The 18,457-nt window shown below is 70.7% G+C and carries 17 protein-coding genes and 1 tRNA gene; 15 read left to right on the top strand and 3 right to left on the bottom strand.

The window, feature by feature from the left end; translation table 11 throughout:
• The first annotated feature begins 136 nt into the window (after positions 1-136).
• A tRNA-Lys gene (locus EDF46_RS15520) sits at positions 137-209 on the top strand.
• Positions 210-369: 160 nt separating this feature from the next.
• Here the strand turns inward: EDF46_RS15520 and EDF46_RS15515 are convergent.
• Positions 370-543 carry a CsbD family protein gene (locus tag EDF46_RS15515; RefSeq protein WP_123507230.1) on the bottom strand — a complete coding sequence of 58 codons (174 nt, stop codon included), beginning with the start codon at positions 541-543 and terminating at the stop codon, positions 370-372.
• 154 nt (positions 544-697) lie between these two features.
• The gene (locus EDF46_RS15510; protein WP_123507229.1) at positions 698-1,732 is read right to left on the bottom strand and encodes a LacI family DNA-binding transcriptional regulator; all 1,035 of its coding nucleotides are present in this window, start codon (positions 1,730-1,732) and stop codon (positions 698-700) included.
• 136 nt (positions 1,733-1,868) lie between these two features.
• Here EDF46_RS15510 and EDF46_RS15505 point away from each other — a divergent pair, with 136 nt between their 5' ends.
• On the top strand, positions 1,869-3,071 hold the full coding sequence (locus tag EDF46_RS15505) for a Gfo/Idh/MocA family protein (protein WP_123507228.1): 1,203 nt from the start codon (positions 1,869-1,871) through the stop codon (positions 3,069-3,071).
• A complete protein-coding gene (locus tag EDF46_RS15500; RefSeq protein ID WP_123507227.1) occupies positions 3,068-4,081 on the top strand; it encodes a sugar phosphate isomerase/epimerase in 1,014 nt (337 codons plus the stop codon). The genes EDF46_RS15505 and EDF46_RS15500 overlap by 4 nt, the downstream gene beginning before the upstream one ends.
• A gap of 103 nt (positions 4,082-4,184) precedes the next feature.
• Here EDF46_RS15500 and EDF46_RS15495 read toward each other — a convergent pair whose 3' ends face one another.
• On the bottom strand, positions 4,185-4,772 hold the full coding sequence (locus tag EDF46_RS15495; RefSeq protein ID WP_123507226.1) for a TetR/AcrR family transcriptional regulator: 588 nt from the start codon (positions 4,770-4,772) through the stop codon (positions 4,185-4,187).
• Between the two features lie 66 nt (positions 4,773-4,838).
• On the opposite strand from EDF46_RS15495, the gene EDF46_RS15490 reads away from it, so the two are divergent.
• The 12 genes from EDF46_RS15490 to EDF46_RS15440 all read left to right on the top strand — a co-directional run bounded on the left by EDF46_RS15490 (position 4,839) and on the right by EDF46_RS15440 (position 18,418).
• Positions 4,839-6,257 (top strand): MDR family MFS transporter, encoded by a 1,419-nt coding sequence (locus EDF46_RS15490; RefSeq protein WP_123507225.1) that lies wholly within the window; start codon positions 4,839-4,841, stop codon positions 6,255-6,257.
• Between the two features lie 146 nt (positions 6,258-6,403).
• On the top strand, positions 6,404-7,753 hold the full coding sequence (locus EDF46_RS15485) for a D-alanyl-D-alanine carboxypeptidase/D-alanyl-D-alanine-endopeptidase (RefSeq protein ID WP_123507224.1): 1,350 nt from the start codon (positions 6,404-6,406) through the stop codon (positions 7,751-7,753).
• Positions 7,754-7,795: 42 nt separating this feature from the next.
• Positions 7,796-8,437, top strand: coding sequence for a hypothetical protein (locus tag EDF46_RS18405; protein ID WP_158614275.1), 642 nt, complete (start codon positions 7,796-7,798; stop codon positions 8,435-8,437).
• Complete coding sequence (locus tag EDF46_RS15480) at positions 8,434-9,642, top strand: HipA domain-containing protein (RefSeq protein WP_158614274.1); 1,209 nt, start codon at positions 8,434-8,436, stop codon at positions 9,640-9,642. The genes EDF46_RS18405 and EDF46_RS15480 overlap by 4 nt, the downstream gene beginning before the upstream one ends.
• A 101-nt stretch (positions 9,643-9,743) precedes the next feature.
• Complete coding sequence (locus EDF46_RS15475) at positions 9,744-10,622, top strand: ABC transporter ATP-binding protein (RefSeq protein ID WP_123507222.1); 879 nt, start codon at positions 9,744-9,746, stop codon at positions 10,620-10,622.
• The gene (locus EDF46_RS15470) at positions 10,619-11,431 is read left to right on the top strand and encodes an ABC transporter permease (protein ID WP_123507221.1); all 813 of its coding nucleotides are present in this window, start codon (positions 10,619-10,621) and stop codon (positions 11,429-11,431) included. Before EDF46_RS15475 ends, EDF46_RS15470 begins: the two co-directional genes overlap by 4 nt.
• 54 nt (positions 11,432-11,485) lie before the next feature.
• Complete coding sequence (locus EDF46_RS15465) at positions 11,486-12,598, top strand: sensor histidine kinase (protein WP_123507220.1); 1,113 nt, start codon at positions 11,486-11,488, stop codon at positions 12,596-12,598.
• Positions 12,595-13,227, top strand: a complete 633-nt coding sequence (locus EDF46_RS15460; RefSeq protein ID WP_123507219.1) for a response regulator transcription factor — start codon at positions 12,595-12,597, stop codon at positions 13,225-13,227. The genes EDF46_RS15465 and EDF46_RS15460 overlap by 4 nt, the downstream gene beginning before the upstream one ends.
• 96 nt (positions 13,228-13,323) lie before the next feature.
• On the top strand, positions 13,324-15,357 hold the full coding sequence (locus EDF46_RS15455) for an aldo/keto reductase (RefSeq protein WP_123507218.1): 2,034 nt from the start codon (positions 13,324-13,326) through the stop codon (positions 15,355-15,357).
• Positions 15,358-15,378: 21 nt separating this feature from the next.
• A complete protein-coding gene (locus EDF46_RS15450) occupies positions 15,379-16,398 on the top strand; it encodes a LacI family DNA-binding transcriptional regulator (protein ID WP_123507217.1) in 1,020 nt (339 codons plus the stop codon).
• Positions 16,395-17,618 (top strand): MFS transporter, encoded by a 1,224-nt coding sequence (locus EDF46_RS15445; RefSeq protein ID WP_123507216.1) that lies wholly within the window; start codon positions 16,395-16,397, stop codon positions 17,616-17,618. The genes EDF46_RS15450 and EDF46_RS15445 overlap by 4 nt, the downstream gene beginning before the upstream one ends.
• Before the next feature lie 68 nt (positions 17,619-17,686).
• Positions 17,687-18,418: a hypothetical protein gene (locus EDF46_RS15440; RefSeq protein ID WP_148061234.1), complete on the top strand. Its 732-nt coding sequence runs from the start codon at positions 17,687-17,689 to the stop codon at positions 18,416-18,418.
• Positions 18,419-18,457: the final 39 nt, after the last annotated feature.

Genomic DNA, 18,457 nt, shown 5'->3' with positions numbered 1-18,457 from the left:
ACGTGTTCGAACGACGTCAGATCTCATGCTAATGTTGTTCCTCGGCGCCGGAAGCCAGTCTTCCTCAGCCAACGCCCAGCGCAAGCCGGGCAGTGCCCAGCGCAAGCCGGGCAGTGCCCAGCGCAAGCCGGGCAACGCACCTCTAGCTCAATCGGCAGAGCAACTGACTCTTAATCAGTGGGTTCTCGGTTCAAGTCCGAGGGGGTGCACGAGCAATCTGATCCCCGGTGTTCGCGACAGTGTCGCTTCCCGGGGATTGTTCGTCTGTGCCGGTTGCGCCCCCTCCGACGACGCGCCGCGGAACGGGCGTTGCAGAGAGGACCCCCGCCACCCGAGAGGGTGGCGGGGGTCTTCTCGCGTGAGCGCCGTTTACTTGTCGTCGCCGTCCTTGGCGTGCTCGGTGGCCAGACGGTCTTCGCTCTTGGCCTGGTCGAACTGACCCTGCTCGGTAAGCTCCTGGTCGTCCGTCTTCTTGCCGACGAACTCCTCGGCCTTTCCGGCGACCTTCTGGGTGACGTCTTTGGCCTTGTCTCCTAGCGACATGGTCGCTCCTTCCATCCATGAGTGCTGTGCGGGGAATTCCTCGCGATGAGCCTCACGGTAGGCGCGTGCGACCGTGTCCACGCCCAGGAAAGCAAAGCGCTCGGCTAATCGACTCCACCTTTCGGAGCCTTCTCGCATCGGCGTGCCGCGTCTGTCATCGCGATGAGGGCGCCCCCGTGGATGCGCGGATGACGAGTGAGGGTTCGACGAGGCCGGCGGCGTCGGTCCGTTCGTCGTCCAGCACTGCGACCACCGCGCGTGCAACGAGTCGACCGACGTCGCGGCTGTCGTCTTCGATCGTCGTCAATCGGAGGATCTGCGAGCTGGCGAGGGGCGAGTTGTCGTAGCCGATCAACGAGACGTCCTCGGGCACGCGACGCCCGATGTCGTGCACCGCGGCGAGAGCCCCGAGGGCCATCGTGTCGTTCGCGGCGAAGACGGCCGTGGTGGCCGGCTCGTCGGCGAGAAGCCGCTGCGCGGCCGCGAACCCGTCGGGCTCATTGGTCCGGCCGCTTCCGCTTCTCGTGATCGGCTCCAGGCCGGCGTCGATCATCGTCTGCCGGTAGGACTCTCCGCGGAGAGCGGCGGAGCCGCCCTCGCCGGTGAGATGGCCGATGTGGATGTGTCCGAGGTCGATCAAGTGCTGTGTCGCTATCCGTGCACCGCGGGCGTCGTCGCTGGAGATGACGGTCGCCCCCGGGATCGCCCGGGCCCTGTTGCCGGCGACGACGACGGGGATGTCCTGGGCGACCATCATCTCGGGAGTGGGTTCGCAGGCGATGACGAGGGCGTCGGCCTTGGACGCCACGAAGTTGTCGATGACGGTGAGCCCGCCGCCGGCGTCGTGCGCGCTGTCGGCGACGATGGCGCTGAGGCCGAGGGGCTCGAAGATCTCTCGCATGCCATCCAGCAGGTCGACGAACCAGAGGTTGCGGAAGTCATCGACGACGACGCCGATCGTGCGCGATCGGTGCCCTGCGAGAGCTGCCGCGGCGCGGCTCGGGCGGTAGTTCAGTTCTGCGATGGCGCGCTCGACCGAGGTCCGCCGCGACGTCGACACCTTCGGGGATCCCTGGAGGACCAGCGATACCAGCGATTTGGAGACGCCGGCTGCTTCGGCGACGTCATAGATCGTCGCCCGCTGGCGACCTCCTCGGGACTGAGGTGGCGTGGCGACGGGCTCAGTCATGGCACAACGATAGTGCCGACCCTTACGGGAATCCCCTGCTTGACGGTGCGCGCTGTCAGTATGTACTGTCATAGCAATCGCGATTGTAGCGCTCCATTTTTTGCTTCACACGAAGCCTGTTTCGAAGGAGAAACCCATGGCCGACAGTCTTGGCGTCGCCGTGATCGGGGCCGGTATGGCAGGTAAGGCGCACGCCGCCGCCTACCGCTCCGCCTCGACCCTCTACGAGTCCACGCTCCCGCCGATTCGCCTCGTCTCCATCGGCGACGTGAGCGAGAAGTTCGGCTCTCTGGCCGCGGAGCGATTCGGGTTCGAGCGCAACGACACCTCGTGGCAGGCCATCGCCGCGGACCCGTCCATCGACGTCGTCAGCGTCGTCATCGCCAACTCGCTGCACCGTGAGGTCGTCGAGGGCCTGCTCGCCGCCGGCAAGCACGTGCTCTGCGAGAAGCCGCTCAGCGACACCCTCGGCGACGCTCGGGCGATGGCCGATGCTGCTCGCGCCGCCTCCACCGTGGCCCGCATCGGCTTCACCTACCGTCGCTCACCCGCGATCGCCTACATTCGCGACCTCGTGCAGAACGGCACTCTGGGCACGATCCTGCACTTCTCCGGTCGATACTGGACCGACTACGCGGCGGATCCGCGGGTTCCGCTGAGCTGGCGATTCAAAGGCCCCCAGGGGTCGGGCGCGCTGGCCGACGTCGGCAGCCACCTGTCGTACATCGCCGAGTTCCTGGCCGGGCCGATCCGGTCCGTCAATGGCGGCCGGTTCGCGACGGTGATCAAGGAGCGTCCCGAGCCTCTCGGCCAGATCTCCGGTCGCGGTGCCGCCGCGGTCTCCGACACGCTCGGCGCCGTCGAGAACGACGACTATGCCACGTTCTCCGCCGCGTTCGACGAGGGCGTCGGCTCGTTCGAGGTGTCGCGCGTCGCCACCGGCAACGCCAACACGCTCGAGTTCGAGATCTTCGGCGACAAGGGCTCGGCGCGGTTCGACTTCCGTCGGCCCTCCGAGATCACCCTCTTCCTCACCGACGGGCCGACCGCGCAGCGCGGCTTCCGTCAGATCATCCTCGGCCCCGACCACCCCTATCTCGCCGGCGGTCAGGCGATGGACGCCCAGGGCGTCGGGCACGGTCAGAACGACGGCTTCGTGTTCCAGGCACGTGCGTTCCTGGAGGAGGTCGCCGGCATCCCCGAGGCGGACTCGCTTCCGCGTTGCGCCTCGTTCGACGAGGGCGTGCACAACATGGACCTCCTGCAGGCCGTCGCCGACTCCGCTCTGGTGTCCGGCGCCTCCGTGGCCGTCGCCGACGACGAGAAGGTGTCCGCATGAGGCTCGGCCTGTACAACGCGATCCTGCACGATCGCCCGCTGTCGGAGGCCCTCGAGGTCATCGCCGGTCTCGGCCTGACGGGGATCGAGATCAACTCCGGCGGCTTCCTGCCCCCGGTGCACATCCCGAACATCACCGAGATCGCGAAGTCGAAGGCCGCAGCCGACGACTACCTCACGGTGTTCGAGGGCACCGGCGTCGAGATCGCCGGCCTGAACTGCAACGGCAACCCGCTGCACCCGAATCCCGTCATCGGCGACGTGCACGCCGCCGACATCCGCACGTCGATCCTCGCCGCTGCGAACCTCGGCCAGACCCGCGTCGTCACCATGTCGGGGCTGCCCGGCGGCGAAGACGGCGACCTCCTGCCCAACTGGCAGGTCAACGCCTGGAACTCCGCGTCGCTCGACATGATCGACCGCCAGTTCGAGATCGCCGTCGACTTCTGGAAGGGCATCGACCAGCTCGCTCGAGACAACGGCGTCAAGGTCGCCCTCGAGCTGCACCCGCAGAACCTCGTCTTCAACCCCGCCACCATCACCCGCCTCGTCGAGCAGGGCGGCCTGACGAACATCGGCGTCGAGCTCGACGCCAGCCACCTCTTCTGGCAGCAGATGGACCCGGTCGCCGTCGTCCGCCACCTCGGCCCGCTCGTCTTCCACGCCGCCGCCAAGGATGTCCGTGTGAACCCGGCGGCCGCCATCAACGGCGTGCTCGACAACTCGTTCCGGAAACTGCCGGAGGACGAGCCGCGCACCAACCTCGGCGGCGACGAGTGGGCGAACGAGTGGCCGAAGGAGTCCGCGTGGGACTTCGTCGCTCTCGGCAAGGGGCATGACACGGCGTACTGGACCGAGTTCCTGCGCGCGCTCCACGAGGTCGACCCCGACATGGCGGTGAACATCGAGCACGAGGATGTCTCGCTTGGGCGGATCGAGGGCATTCAGGTCGCAGCGGCGGTCCTGACCGAGGCCGACGAAGCACTCACGGCCTCGCTCGCGACGGCCTGATCGGACGCCTCGCCGCGATCGCGACGCCCCCTGCCACTGGCAGGGGGCGTCGTCGTCTCGCAGGCCTCGATGAGGAGTGCGGTCTCTTCTCGGGAGGGGCGCTTCAACGCCCTTCCATGACGAGAGGCAGCCAGAGCTCGTCGACGATCTCGACGATGCGGGCGTCGGGGATCGGTGCCAGGGTCATCACGAGGTCGTGTCGGACCAGGTCGGCCGGCAGCGACGCGACGCTCGTCGACCAGTCGCGGGTCGGGATCTCGCCGCGTGCGGCGGCGCGCTCGAGGAGCTGGCGTCCGGTGTCGATCCTCCCGTCGAGGAGGCGGTCGCGCAGCTGCGCCGGTGACAGCCCGGTCTCGGCGTTGATGTCGGCCATGTAGACGGTGATGGCTGCGATGAAGCCCGATCGCGCAGCGTTGAACCGGCGCAGGACGTCGAGGATGTCGCCGCGCAGGCTCCCCGTGTCGGGCAGGTCGCGGCGGGCGAAGAGCCCGCCGTGCGTGAGGGCGGCCAGGACGAGGTCGACCTTCGCCGGCCACCTCCGGTAGAGGACGGGTTTCGACGTTCCTGCTCTCGAAGCGACCCCGTCGTAGGTGAAGGCGCTGAAGCCGACCTGCTCGAGCTCCGTCCAGGCGGAATCGAGCAGGGCCTCTTCGAGTTCGGCGCCCCGTCGGCGCGTCTTGGCAAGATCCACTTGCGTATCTTATCGCGCCGTCGTACCGTGAGGGCATTAAGAAACTTCACCGTATCTAAGGTCATCATGGACAAGAACCTCACCCGCCTCGCCACAGCGCTGATCGTCGGCGTCATGGCACCGCTCTTCGACTCGACGATCGTCAGCGTCGCCCTGCACACTCTCGCTGGCGACCTGCACGCCAGCGTCGACACCATCCAGTGGGTCAGCACCGCCTACCTGCTGGCCATGGGCGTCACGGTGCCGATCGTCGGCTGGCTGCAGAACCGCCTGGGCGGCAAGCGCCTCTGGATGTCGGCACTGGTGGTGTTCCTCGTCGGCAGCATCCTCTGCTCGCTGGCCTGGAACGTCGACAGCCTGATCGCGTTCCGCGCGGTACAGGGCGTCGGCGCCGGAGCCATGATGCCCCTGTTGACGACGCTCCTCATGCAGGCCGCCGGTGGGCGTTCGCTGGGCTCGCTGATGTCGATCGCCTCGCTCCCGACAGCGCTCGGCCCGATTCTCGGCCCGGTCATCGGCGGTCTCATCCTCGGCGCCGGCAGCTGGCCCTGGCTGTTCTGGGTCAACGTGCCCTTCGCTGCGGCCGGGCTGGTCCTGGCGTGGAAGTTCATCCCCGCCGAGATTCCGCCGCGCGACGCCCGCCTCGACGTCGTCGGCCTGGTGCTGCTGTCGCCGGCCGTCGTGGGCGTGCTGTTCGGGCTGAGCGACGCGAGCCGGGCGGACGGCTTCGCGCGATTCGACGTGTGGGCTCCCCTGGCCGCCGGCATCCTGCTGCTCGTCGCCTTCGCGCTCTGGGCGTCCCGGCGCGGTCGCGCCGCGCTCGTGGATGTCGCGCTCTTCCGTCACCGGCCACTGGCCGCCGCCTCCGGGCTGATGTTCCTGATGGGCGCAGCTCTCTACGGCGGCATGCTCCTGCTGCCCCTGTCTTTTCAAGATCTTCGCGGCACCGACGCCCTTGGCGCCGGACTCCTGTTGATCCCGCAGGGGGTCGGTTCCCTCCTCAGTCGCACGCTCGCCGGTCGCCTGACCGACCGGATCGGAGCCAGGATCGTCGCCCTCCTGGGCTTCGGGATCGTGCTGCTCGCGACCATCCCGTTCGCCTTCGCCGACGCGTCGACCAGCACCGTGGGGATCCTGATCGTCCTCGTCGTCCGCGGGGTCGGTCTCGGTGCCGTGATGATCCCGATCATGTCCGTCGGATTCACCGGGCTCGACCGAGCGGAGATCCCGCACGGCAGCACCATCACCCGTCTCGCGCAGCAGCTCGGCGGCGCCTTCGGAACGGCCGTGCTCGCTGTCGTCCTGGCAGAGGCGTCCAGCAGCGCGAGCCCGGCGGCCGCCTTCCAGCACGCGTTCTGGTGGGCGATCGGGTTCACGGCGCTCGGCATGATCGTCGCCGTGATCCTGCCGGGGAAGCCGGACTCACCGGCCTCGGCAGATGAGGCCACGGCGTCCCCAGCCGCGGCCGAGCCGGTCGCCTCCTGATGCCGCCGGTCCACGTCCGAGGGCTGTTCGCGGTCGTGAGGCCGGTGCGCGACGAGCTCGTCGCCGCGCGGATCTCCGCCTCGAGGCCCGGTCGTACCGGTCGCGCGGGGGAGGTGCGGCGCGTGGCGGCTTCGTAGCGTCGAGGTATGAAGACGAAGAGATCGCGCCGCCGTGTCGCCGCCGCCGCCGTCACGGCGACTGCAGTCGTCGCGGCCGGACTCGCGAGCGGACTCCTCAAGAACCCCTTCGACCCTGCCGACGCCTCGGCGATCCCCTCGGTCAGGCCCGGATGCAGCGTCGCCCAGCTCACGCGCGGCTGGAGCGCCGGAACACTCCACCTGGCCGTCCGAGACGTCGACACCGACCGGTCGCTGGCGGGAATCCGCGCCGACGAGCCGGCCGCCACGGGCAGCACGATGAAGGTGCTCACGATGGCCGCCGCCGTCACGACGCTCGGAGCCGACACGCGCCTGACCACCCGGGTGCTGCAGGGCGCCGACCCCGGCGCGGTCATCCTCGTCGGGGGCGGCGACCCGACCCTCTCGCGCCTGCCCAGCGGGCAGTCGTCGGTCTACCCGCAGGCGCCGCACCTCGACGCGCTCGCGGCGGAGACCCTCGCGGCTCGCCAGGCCGATCCGCGGCTCGCCGACGTGCCGATCACGACGCTCGAAGTGGACTCGAGCCTGTTCGGCGGGCCGGCGTGGCTTCCGACCTGGAGCGACTCGGCGCGGACGACCGGCTCGGTGTCCAACATCACGGCGCTCATGGTCGACGGCGACCGGGACGACCCGACGAACGAGTACTCGAAGCGGGGCGACGCCGCCGTGATGCGAGCGGCGGACGCGTTCGCGCCGCTGCTCGGCGGCTCCGTCCGGGTCGATCCTGCGCTGGTCACGGCCCCGGCCGGTGCGACGAAGCTGGCGTCCGTCGAGTCGGCTCCGGTGGCGGAGCTCGCGCGCTACACGCTGACGCACTCCGACGACACTCTGGCCGAGACTCTGGGGCGCCTTGTGGCCGTGAACGCGGGGACGGGGTCGACGTTCGACGGCATCCAGGGCGGCACCGGAGGCTCGCTCGACCGGCTGGGCGTCTCGGCCGACGGGCTCCGGCTGGCAGACGCGTCCGGGCTGAGCTCGGACGACGCCGTGACCGCGACGGCCATGACGCGCCTGATGGTGCAGGTCGCCCGGCGCGACCACGGGCTCGGACCCGTTGACGACGGGCTGTCGGTCGCCGGTCGAACGGGAACCCTCGCCGAGAACGGCCGCTTCCAGACGTCGAACCGGGAAGCGGCGGGCAGGATCCGAGGCAAGACCGGCACGCTCGATGACATGTACGGCCTGACCGCGATCGCCGACCCCCGCGCCGGCCACCGCGTCGCCTTCACCATCTGGGCCGAACGCGTGCCCGCGGGAACCGACCCCGCGACCGCGCGCCAGGCCGTCGACGGCCTCGCGACCGCCCTCTACCGCTGCGGGGCGGGTCTGACCCCCTGATACGTGAGTGCACTTCTTGTTCCGCAGGCGTAGAGTCGGGGCATGACGACGACGGAGCAGTACGCTGCTGCGCATGGCATCAGTGCCCGACGCGTGCGAACGCTCGCCAGCCAGGGTGTGATCCCAGCCCACCGGCGCGGCAAGACCTGGGTCATCGACTCAGAAGACCGGCCCGCCCGCCCAGCCGCCCCGCGGTCGATGGGAACGGCGATGCGTGCTCATATGATCCGCGCGCTCAGAGCGCAGAGCCTCGACGGACTCACCGGACCCGATCGCGTTCGCGTGGCGAAGCACCTCGGCCAGCTGCGCCGGGCGGACAACCCCGCCGATCTGCTCCGCTCCTGGTTTCGCGACCAGGTGCCCGCCGGGTTCACCCCCGGAGAAGTCATCGTCCGCCAGGCTCACGAACGGCGAGATGACCGGGTGGTCGCCCTCGTCCGCAAACCCCGCCGGAAGTTCGCCAACACCGGCGACCGGCTCGCGCGCGTTATCGCTGACGAACGAGCGATCCACCAGTGGACCGTCGGAGACCTCGCCGCGCTCGCCGATGTGGAAGCCCGCGACATCATCGATTTGGAGAAGGGAAAGCCCGGCGTCCGCATCGGCTCGACCCGTGCCGCCCTCCGCGCCCTCGGCGTGCAGCCGCTCGCGCTGCCGCCGGTGACCGTTCGGCCGACACCGTGACCCGCCGCCTGTCTGCGTGGCTGGAGGGCGTCTACGCCGGAGAGTTCATCGAGGACGAGCGGGCCGGGAGCATCACGTTCCTCTACGACGACAATGCACCGCAGACTCCCATATCGCTGTCGCTGCCTCGTGACGGGGCCGCGACCAGGAAGGCGGCAGGAAGGTTCCTCGGCAACCTTCTCCCGGACCGCCAAGCCGCCCGCGAATGGATGAAGAGCGTCACCCACGCCGCGTCCACCGGCACGTTCGATCTGCTCGCCGCAGTCGGAGGCGACCTCGCCGGCGGCCTCGTGCTTCCGCCGGGCGACGAGACGCCGGAGGCCGCGATCGGCGACCTCGACCCGGCCGAAGACGATGCGATCGCCTTCCGCATCCGTACCCTCCACCTCGATACCGACCGCTGGTACGACAGCGCAGAGCCGGCCCGGTTCTCCCTCGCCGGCTCGCAGCCGAAGTTCGCCCTCGCCGACATCGACGGCGACTGGTATTGGTCGAACGCCGCGATCCCGTCAACGCACATCGTCAAGCCCGCTGCGAACGTCAACGTCGGTGCGGAAGAGGCCGAAGTCGCAGCGATCGCTCTCGCAGGCCTTGTCGGCATCGCCGCCCCGAGGGCGTCCATCCTCACCATCGCGGGGGAGCAGGCGTACATCGTCGAGCGCTTCGATCGGGTGACCGGCGCTGACTCCATCGCGCGTCGCGTCCACGTCGAAGACATGGCACAGGCCCTCGGCAAGGACACCTCCGAAAAGTACGACGTGACGGCGAGACAGGTCATCGAACTGCTCGCCGCCCATGACGCCGACCTGCGCTCCGGGTACGACTTCGTCCGCCAGATGGCGTTCAACTCCGCCATCGGCAATGCCGACGCGCACGCCAAGAACTACTCGGTGCTGCTGCGCCCCGGGAGCATCAGCCTCGCCCCGATCTACGACTCCCTGCCGACACGGTTGTGGCCCTCCTACGACCAGACCCTCGCCATGAGGGTCAGCGGCGCCGACTTCTCGCAGGAGGTCAGCATCGACCACTGGGCGAAACTCGCCCGCACGAGCGGCCTCGATCAGGATCGCGTCGTCGAAGAGGTACGGGTCATCTACCAGGCGGTCGCCGACCGGGCCGACACCGCGTGGGCAGACCTGCCCGACGATCAGCCGGCTCGGATGCGCGACCTCATCCGAGAGCAGACCGGCAAGATCGCCCGCTGAGGGCGGGCCGCACGACCCTGACCCGCATCCACCGATCGGTTGACGCCGGGTCTGGCCGATCGGCTGGTCCGGCAGGCGACGGGGTCGGCCAGTGTGGTCTCATGAGCGAAACCGAGCACGTCAGCGTGCGAGACCTGCGCAAGACCTACGGCGCCTTCGACGCCGTCGACGGCATCTCCTTCGACATCGGACGGGGCGAGACGTTCGCCCTACTCGGACCCAACGGCGCCGGCAAGAGCACCACCATCGAGATCCTCGAGGGGTATCGCGACCGCACCTCCGGCGACGTGACCGTGCTCGGACAGGACCCGGGCCGGGCGGGCCGCGACTGGCGGGGGCGCATCGGCATGGTGCTGCAGTCGAGCGGCGAGAGCGGCAACGTCGGCGTGCGCGAGCTGATCGCGCACTTCGCCACCTTCTACCCGAACCCGCGCGACGTCGACGAGACGATCGCCGCGGTCGGCCTCACCGAGAAGGCGGGGACGCGGATCAGGGCCCTCTCGGGCGGCCAGCGCCGCCGGGTCGACGTGGCCCTCGGCGTGATCGGCCGGCCCGAGCTGCTCTTCCTCGACGAGCCGACGACGGGGTTCGACCCCGAGGCGCGGCACGAGTTCTGGAGCCTCATCCGCCTCCTCAAGCGCGAGGGCACGACCATCCTGCTCACGACGCACTACCTCGACGAGGCGGCGCAGCTCGGCGACCGGGCCGGGGTGGTCGTCGGCGGCAGGCTGGTGGCCCTCGGGCCCGTCGACGAGATCGGGGGGCAGGATTCGCGGATCCCCGTCGTCCGATGGGTCGACGCCGCGGGCCAGCGTGAGCAGCGCACGACCGAGCCGACGGCCCTGGTCGCCGAGCTGCACCGGTCGACGGGCGGCGAGGTCCGGTCGCTCGAGGTCATCCGCCCGAGCCTCGAAGACGTCTACCTCGACCTCGTCGCGAAGCACGACAGCACCGCGACGCCGACGGGAGTGCTCGCGTGAACGCCCTCGCTCTCGGCCTCCGCCGCGCCCGCTTCGAGACGGCCGTCTACTTCCGACAGGGCGACACCGTCTTCTTCACCTTCCTCTTCCCGGTCGTCATGCTCACGATCTTCTCGGTCGCGTTCAGCTCGGCCGGCAACTTCGGCACGAAGCCGGACGGCTCCGGCGGGATCACCGCGGCGGCGTTCTACCTGCCGGGGATGATCGCCGCGGGGATCCTGCTGTCGGGGGTTCAGAACCTCGCAGTCGACATCGCGGTCGAGCGCGGCGACGGGACGCTCAAGCGCCTGGCCGGGACCCCGCTCCCGGTGCTGTCGTACTTCGTGGGGAAGTTCCTGCAGGTGCTTGCGACCTCGGCCCTGCAGATCGTGCTGCTGCTCCTGGTCGCGCGGATCGCCTTCCAGGTGGCTCTGCCTGCGGACGCCTCGAAGTGGCTCACGTTCGTCTGGGTCTACCTGCTCGGCATCACCACGTCGGCGGTTCTCGGCATCGCGCTCTCGCGGGTGCCGCGGACCGGCAAGAGCGCCACCGCGGTGATCGTGCCCATGGTGCTCGTGCTGCAGTTCATCAGCGGCGTCTACCTCTCGTTCAGCCAGCTGCCCTCGTGGCTCCAGAGCTTCGCATCGGTGTTCCCGCTCAAGTGGCTGGCGCAGGGGATGCGCAGCGTGTTCCTCCCCTCCACGTTCGAGACGCTCGAGCCCGGGGGATCCTGGGATGCCGCAGGAACTGCCGCCGTGCTCGGCGTCTGGCTCGTGGTCGGCGTCGTGGCCGCCCGCCTCACGTTCCGGTGGATCCGCAAGGACTCGTGACCGCGTCGCGTGAGAGGCTGAGCACGGTGGTGGGACCTCTTCTTCGGGGCGACGATGGCCCTGATCGCCTCCATCTGCGTCATCAACCTCGTCGCGGGGGACGCCGACCGGATCGTCGCCGTGATCGTCATCGCGCTGCTGTCGCTCGCCTGGTGCACGTTCGGACGCCGCGGCTTCACCCGGCCGACAGCGGCGGCGGCCTTCCTGGCGATCCTCGTCGTGGCATCCGGCGTCATGGTGTTCGTCGACCCGAGCACGGCCTTCGTCCAGGCCATCGCCTGCCCTCTGATCTGGGTGATGGTCGATCGGGTCCGCGTCGCTGTCGCGGTGAACGCGCTGCTGACCGTCGTCATCGCGGTGGCCATGGCGACGGGCCTCGGGTCCGCGCCCGACGACTGGACCCAGGCCGTGCTCATCGAGGGCATCAGCCTCGTCGGCAGCATCGCGCTCGGGGTCTGGATCACCCGGCTCGCCGAGCTCAGCGAGGAGCGCCAGAAGCTGCTCGACGAGCTGACGCTCGCGCAGGTGCGGCTGGCCACGCTCAGCCGCGAGTCGGGTGCCTCCGGCGAGCGGGAGCGCCTCGCCCGGGAGATCCACGACACGATCGCGCAGAGCCTGACGGGCGTCGTGCTCCTGACGCAGCGGCTCAAGCGGGAGCTGGCCGCCGACACGCTCGACGTGGCCGGCGACACCGCGGCCCTCCTCGAGGAGAGCGCGCGGGAGGCCCTCACGGAGGCCCGGTCGCTCGTCGCCTCGACCTCGGCGGTCGACCTCGGGGGAGGCGTCGAGCCGGCGCTGCGGCGTCTGGCCGGCCGCTTCGAGCGGGAGACCGGGATCCACGTCGACCTCGACGTCGATCGGGTCGAGGGTCTTGACCGCGACGTCGAGGTGGTGCTACTCCGCTGTGCTCAGGAGGGGCTCGCCAACGTCAGGAAGCACTCGGGGGCGGCGTCGGCCCGTCTCGGGCTGATCCGGGCGGGCGCCGAAGTGCGCCTGACGGTCGGGGACGACGGGGCGGGGTTCGATCCTGCGCGCTCCTCCGACGGCTACGGCCTGGCCGGGATGCGCGCGCGCCTCGGCCTCGCCGACGGCCGGCTCGAGGTACGGAGCGCGCCGGGGAGCGGATCGACTCTCGTGGCCTCGCTGCCGCTCGGGAGCGCCTCGTGATCCGTGTCATCGTCGCGGACGACCATCCGATCGTGCGAAGCGGCATCGTCGCGCTGCTCGCCGCGACCGACGACGTGGATGTCGTCGGAGTGGCGGGCGACGGGCGGGAGGCGGTGGACCTCGCAGCCGCGCTCCAGCCGGACCTGGTGCTGATGGACCTCCGCATGCCGGTGCTCTCGGGCGACCGGGCGACGGCGGAGATCATCGCCCGCGACCCCGCCGTGCGCGTCGTCGTGCTCACGACCTACGAGACCGACGAGCAGATCCTGACCGCTATCGAGGCAGGCGCCGTCGGCTACCTGCTCAAGGCGTCTCCGGAAGACGAGCTGCTGGCCGGCGTCCGCTCGGCCGCGCGGGGAGAGGTCGCGCTGGCGCCCTCGATCGCTGCCATGCTCGTGCGTCGCGTCGCCGCGCCGGCCGGAGCGCAGGCCGCGACGCCGGCGCTCACCGCGCGCGAGCGGCAGGTGCTCGCGCTGGTCGCCTCGGGCCACAGCAACCGGTCCGTCGCCGGCGAGCTGTTCGTCAGCGAGGCCACCGTGAAGACGCACCTGATCCACGTCTTCGAGAAGCTCGGGGTGAGCGACCGGACCCGTGCTGTGACGCTGGCGATGGAGCTCGGGCTACTCTGACGCTCTCTCGAGCAGGTGCGTGACGCACCGGATCTTGATAGCGTGTGCGTGGCCGTGAACGTTCACGGTCGCTCACTTCACCGAGGAAGAAGACCGATGACCTCTCCTACGACGGCCCGCTGGGCAGTGCTCGGCGCCGGATCGATCGCGCGCCGCTTCGTCTCGCAGCTTCCCTCGTCGGGCGGTGTGCTCGCGGCGGTCGGCAGCACGGACGAGGGGCGCGCGGCCGGCCTCGCGGCGTTCGCCGTCGAGCACGGAGCCGGGCCCGGCGGCTCCGATGGCCCTGACGGCTCCGGCGGCGACGCCGTGCGGACAGGGACCTACGCCGAGATCCTCGCCGACCCGAGCATCGACGCCGTCTACGTGGCCACGGTCCACACCGGTCACGCGCGCCTGGTGCTCGACGCGATCGCGGCCGGCAAGGCGGTGCTCTGCGAGAAGCCCCTCACGCCCAACGCGGGAACGACGATGGTCGTCGCCGACGAGGCCAGGCAGGCGGGGGCGACCCTCGTCGAGGCGTACATGTACCGCTTCCACCCGCAGACCCGCGCCCTCCTCGACCTCGTGCGCGAGGGGGCGATCGGCGAGCTCGTGCACATCGACGCCGCGTTCTCGTTCGCGGTGGCCGTGCGCGAGGGCCGCCTGTTCGACGTCGAGACCGCCGGCGGCGGGATCCTCGACGTGGGCGGCTATCCCGTCTCCATGGCCCGCGCGGTCGTGGGCGCCGCGCGGGGCCGTGCGTTCGCCGAGCCGCTCGCCGTCACAGCCAAGGGCGCGCTCGGGCCGACCGGCGTCGACGAGTGGACGGTCGCTCAGCTCGAGTTCGGCGACGGCGTCACGGCGACGGTGCGCTGCGGCGTCCGCGTCGACGACGCCAACGCGGTCACGATCACCGGGTCGCTCGGAAGCATCGTGCTCACCGACCCGTGGACGCTCGGCGAGCAGCCCGAGATGACCGTGCGCACGGTCGACGGCGAGACCCGCTCGCTCTCGTTCTCCGGCGCGCAGCCGTACGGGCTGGAGGCCGCCGCCACCATCGCCGCGCTGCGGGACGGCAGCGGCGAGACCCTCGAGAGCGGCCTCGACGACAGCGTCGGCACGGCCCGCGTCCTCGACCAGTGGCGGGAGGCGATCTCGCTCCGCTACCCGTTCGAACGGGAAGACGTGTCCATCCCTCCCGTCACCGGGGCGCCGCTCGCGGTGTCGCCCGACGCGCCGATGGTCTACGGCGAGATCGACGGCGTCGGCAAGAGGGTGTCGCGGCTGATCATGGGCGTCGACAACCAGGAGAACCTGGCGCACGCGTCGGCGATCTTCGACCACTTCGTCAGCCAGGGCGGCAACACCTTCGACACCGGCTGGCTCTACGGCCACGGCGAGATGGAGGAGCGGCTCGGGCGGTGGATCGCGAACCGCGGTATCCGCGAGGACCTCGTGGTCATCACCAAGGGCGCCCACACGCCCTACTGCGATCCGGAGTCGCTGAGCCGGCAGCTGCTCGAGAGCCTCGAGCGTCAGGGCACCGGGTACGCCGACATCTACATGATGCACAGGGACAACACCGAGGTGCCCGTGGGTGAGTTCGTCGACGTGCTCGACGAGCACCGCGCGGCCGGGCGGATCCACGTGTACGGCGGCTCGAACTGGACGCCGGCTCGCGTGGACGAGGCCAACGCCTACGCCCGGGCCAACGGCCGCGCCGAGTTCTCGGTGCTCTCGAACCACTTCGGACTCGCCGAGGCATACGACGTCCCGTGGGCCGGGTGCAAGCACGTCACCGATCCGGAGTCGAAGCGGTGGCTCGAAGAGCGCCAGATCCCGCTGCTGCCCTGGTCGTCGCAGGCCCGCGGCTTCTTCACCGGCCGCGCGCGCCCCGACGACCTCACCGACGCCGAGCTCGTCCGCTGCTACTACAGCGACGACAACTTCGAGCGCCTGCGCCGGGCCGAGCAGCTCGGCGCCGAGCACGGCGTGGCGGCGACCGCGATCGCCCTCGCCTTCGTGCTGCACCAGCCGTTCCCGACGTTCCCGCTCTTCGGGCCGCGCACCATCGCCGAAGCGCGCTCGTCGATGCGCGGTCTCGGCGTCGAGCTGACCCCGGAGCAGGTCGCCTGGCTGGACCTCCGGTGACGGAAAAGTAGCGGCCCGCGTATGAGCTCCGTGCCCCCACGCGCCACGATCATCGACGTGGCCGAGCTCGCCGGGGTGTCCCGGCAGACGGTCACCCGCGCCCTGAACGGTCTCGCCGACATCTCGCCGGCGACCCGCGAGCGCGTCGTCGCGGCGGCGCGCAGCCTCAACTACCGTCCCAATCGGGCGGCCCAGGGGCTGGTCCAGGGGCGCCTGACGACGGTCGGCTTCGTGGTCGACGACCTCAGCAACCCGTACTTCGCCGAGCTGGCCTCGGCCCTGTCGAGGCAGGCTGCCGAGCGCGACTGGAGCCTGCTCCTGTGCGACGTGGGGAGCGACCCGGTCAAGGGACGCGCGCAGCTGGCGTCGATGACCCAGGGCGTCGACGCGGTCGTCCTGACCGGATGCCGGAACGACACGATGTCGCTGCTGCCCGACGACGTCCTCAGCGGCACCGGGCTCCGGATGCCGCTGGTCATGCTCGACGGGCCGGCGCACCCGCGCCTGGACGCGCGGGTCGTGCTCGACCTCGCGACGGCCATCGGCCAGGGTATCGACCACCTGGCGGTGTCGGGGCGCACGCGCATCGCGTTCGTCGATTCGACCGAGGGCTCCGGCGACCGACTCGAGCTGTACCGTCGGCACGTCGCGTCGAGGGGACTCGAGGGGGAGAGCCGGCCCTCCTACGCCGGCGACGAGTCGATGGACGGCGGGCTGCGGGCGGCGCGCGAGATCCTGGCCGCCTGGCCCGACGTCGACGCGCTAGTGGCGTACAACGACATCATGGCGATCGGCGCGTTGAAGGCGCTCGCCGAAGCCGGGTGTGCCGTTCCCGGCGACGTCGCCGTCATCGGCATCGACGGCCTCGCCGTGGGCCGAGCGGTCACGCCCGAGCTCACGACGCTGGCGATCGACACGACCCGCCTGGCGCGCGAGGCTCTGGGCCTCCTGCACGACGCGCTCGGCGACCACACCCATCGCGACGACCCGTCGCACGACATCAGCGTGCCGCTGACGCTCACGCTCCGGGAGTCCGCATGACGAACCGCTCAGCCCGTCTCGCCCCGGCGTCGACCACGACGTCGTGGCGCAACGCCGTCATGGTGCTCTTCGCGCTGGGCGGGATCGCGCTGTCGACCTGGGGCCCCCGGCTGCCGAGCATCCGCGACTCCCTCGGCATCGGCGACGGCCTCATCGGGATCGCCCTGGCCGGCGTCACCGTCGGCTCCGTCACGGGGCTGTCGCTCGCGGCGCACGCACTCGCCCGCTTCGGTCCGCGCCGCGCCATCGGCGGGGCCGCGGTGCTCATCGGCGTCGGCATCGCCCTCGTGGGGCTGGGCGCAGGGGTCGCCGCGTCCGTGCCGGCCACGGTGGTCGGCTTCGTGGTCGTCGGGCTGGCGGTCGGCTCCTTCGACGTGCTGATCAACGTTCAGGGTGCCGCCGTCGAGACGGCCGCCGGCCGGACGCTGATGCCCCTGCTCCACGCCGCCTGGTCGGCGGGGGCCGTGATCGGGTCCGGGATCGGCGCCGGGGCAGCCGCGCTCGGCGTCGGGTTCGCGTGGCAGTTCCTGGCCGAAGCCGCCCTGATCGCCGTCGTCGGCCTCGGGGCGACGGCGTACCTGCGGCTGCCGCCCGCCGAGGAGGGCGAGGCAGCCGAGGTCGGGGGAGCGGACGGCGTGCCGTGGCGGGTGCGTCTGGGGCAGTCCGCCCGTCGGCTGCTCGACCCGCGACTCCTGCTGATCGGTGTCGTCATGCTCGGTGCGGAGCTCGGAGAGGGCACGGCGAACAGCTGGCTGTCGCTCTCCGCCCGCGACGGACACGGGCAGACCGAGACCGTCGCCGCACTGTTCTTCACCGTGTTCGCGATCTCCGAGACGGCGGCGCGCGTGGCGGGAGGGCCCGTCGTGGATCGGATCGGCCGCGTCCGCACGATCCGCCTGACGACGGCGATCGGCGTCGTCGGGCTGGCGGTGTTCATCCTCGGCGGGCCGGTCTGGGTCGTGCTCGTCGGGGTCGTGCTCTGGGGATTCGGCGTGTCGATGGGCTTCCCGCTCGGCATGTCGGCCGCGGCCGAGAGCGGGCCCAACGCCGCCGCGCGGGTCAGCGCCGTCGCCTCGGTCGGCTACCTCGCCAACCTCGCGGGGCCGCCCGTCATCGGCGGGCTGTCCGAGGCCATCGGCCTGCTCGACTCGTTCTGGCTCGTCGCCGTGCTGCTGGCTGTGGCCTTCGCCGCCGCGGGATCGCTCCGCAGTCGACGCTGAACCGGGTGAAACCTTTTGCCCGCTGCGGACATCACTGACTAGGACCACACTCGACGCAGGGAGATTCCGTGAACGACACCACTCATCACAGCGGGCGCAGGATCGCGGCCGCCATGGTCGCGGCAGCCGTCGCGGCCGCGCTCCTCACCGCCTGCTCCACCGGCCCCACCGCCGCCGGGCCGAGCACCGAGGCGCCGACCATCGAGTCGCCGAGCGCCACCGCCACCGAGGCTCCGGCCCCGACAGCCGCCCCGACCGAGGCGAGCACCCCGACGCCGACGGGCTCGTTCACCGCCGACGACACGTCGACGTGGCCCATCACGTTCACCCGCGTCGGACCACTCACGATCGGCGGCGACCAGAAGGCCGAGGCGAAGGTCATGACGGGCCTCGGGTACACCGGGTCGGAGAATCAGGAGCTCGGGCAGGGCGGCACGTGTCCCGCCGACTTCTTCTACGGCAAGGGCACCCCCCAGTTCGCCACCACGTTCCTGCGGGCGAATCCCGACGTCACGACCCTGGTGGCGGTCTCGGGCGACAACTCGCAGCCGGTCAGCTCGACGGTCATCGCCGCATCGCCGAAGACGGAGGCCGGCATCGGCATCGGGTCGACCGCCGCGGCACTGAAGTCCGCCTATCCGGGCATCCCGAAGACGGGCGCCTACGGCGACATCACCACGTACTACGGGCTCAGCGGAGAGAACGGCCGCTGGATCGACTTCAGCGTCGGCGAGCACGACGAGGTGGTCGGGATCATCCTCGCCGACAGCGGCATCCCGCCGTCCGAGTACTGCGGGTGACGGTGGGGCACAGCACTGAGGAGCCACCCGGTACGGTGA

Origin of the sequence: Frondihabitans sp. PhB188 (assembly GCF_003752365.1) — a bacterium.
Lineage (GTDB): Bacteria > Actinomycetota > Actinomycetes > Actinomycetales > Microbacteriaceae > Frondihabitans.
This window is presented reverse-complemented; position numbering and strand designations above follow the sequence as displayed.

Excerpts from the sequence above, each read along its gene's own strand:
- EDF46_RS15505 (WP_123507228.1), top strand. The coding sequence starts at position 1,869 with ATGGCCGACAGTCTTGGCGTCGCCGTGATCGGGGCCGGTATGGCAGGT.
- EDF46_RS18405 (WP_158614275.1), top strand. The coding sequence starts at position 7,796 with ATGACGACGACGGAGCAGTACGCTGCTGCGCATGGCATCAGTGCCCGA.
- EDF46_RS15465 (WP_123507220.1), top strand. The coding sequence starts at position 11,486 with ATGGCCCTGATCGCCTCCATCTGCGTCATCAACCTCGTCGCGGGGGAC.
- EDF46_RS15455 (WP_123507218.1), top strand. The coding sequence starts at position 13,324 with ATGACCTCTCCTACGACGGCCCGCTGGGCAGTGCTCGGCGCCGGATCG.
- EDF46_RS15515 (WP_123507230.1), bottom strand. The coding sequence starts at position 543 with ATGTCGCTAGGAGACAAGGCCAAAGACGTCACCCAGAAGGTCGCCGGA.
- EDF46_RS15490 (WP_123507225.1), top strand. The coding sequence starts at position 4,839 with ATGGACAAGAACCTCACCCGCCTCGCCACAGCGCTGATCGTCGGCGTC.
- EDF46_RS15485 (WP_123507224.1), top strand. The coding sequence starts at position 6,404 with ATGAAGACGAAGAGATCGCGCCGCCGTGTCGCCGCCGCCGCCGTCACG.
- EDF46_RS15500 (WP_123507227.1), top strand. The coding sequence starts at position 3,068 with ATGAGGCTCGGCCTGTACAACGCGATCCTGCACGATCGCCCGCTGTCG.
- EDF46_RS15510 (WP_123507229.1), bottom strand. The coding sequence starts at position 1,732 with ATGACTGAGCCCGTCGCCACGCCACCTCAGTCCCGAGGAGGTCGCCAG.
- EDF46_RS15475 (WP_123507222.1), top strand. The coding sequence starts at position 9,744 with ATGAGCGAAACCGAGCACGTCAGCGTGCGAGACCTGCGCAAGACCTAC.
- EDF46_RS15445 (WP_123507216.1), top strand. The coding sequence starts at position 16,395 with ATGACGAACCGCTCAGCCCGTCTCGCCCCGGCGTCGACCACGACGTCG.
- EDF46_RS15450 (WP_123507217.1), top strand. The coding sequence starts at position 15,379 with ATGAGCTCCGTGCCCCCACGCGCCACGATCATCGACGTGGCCGAGCTC.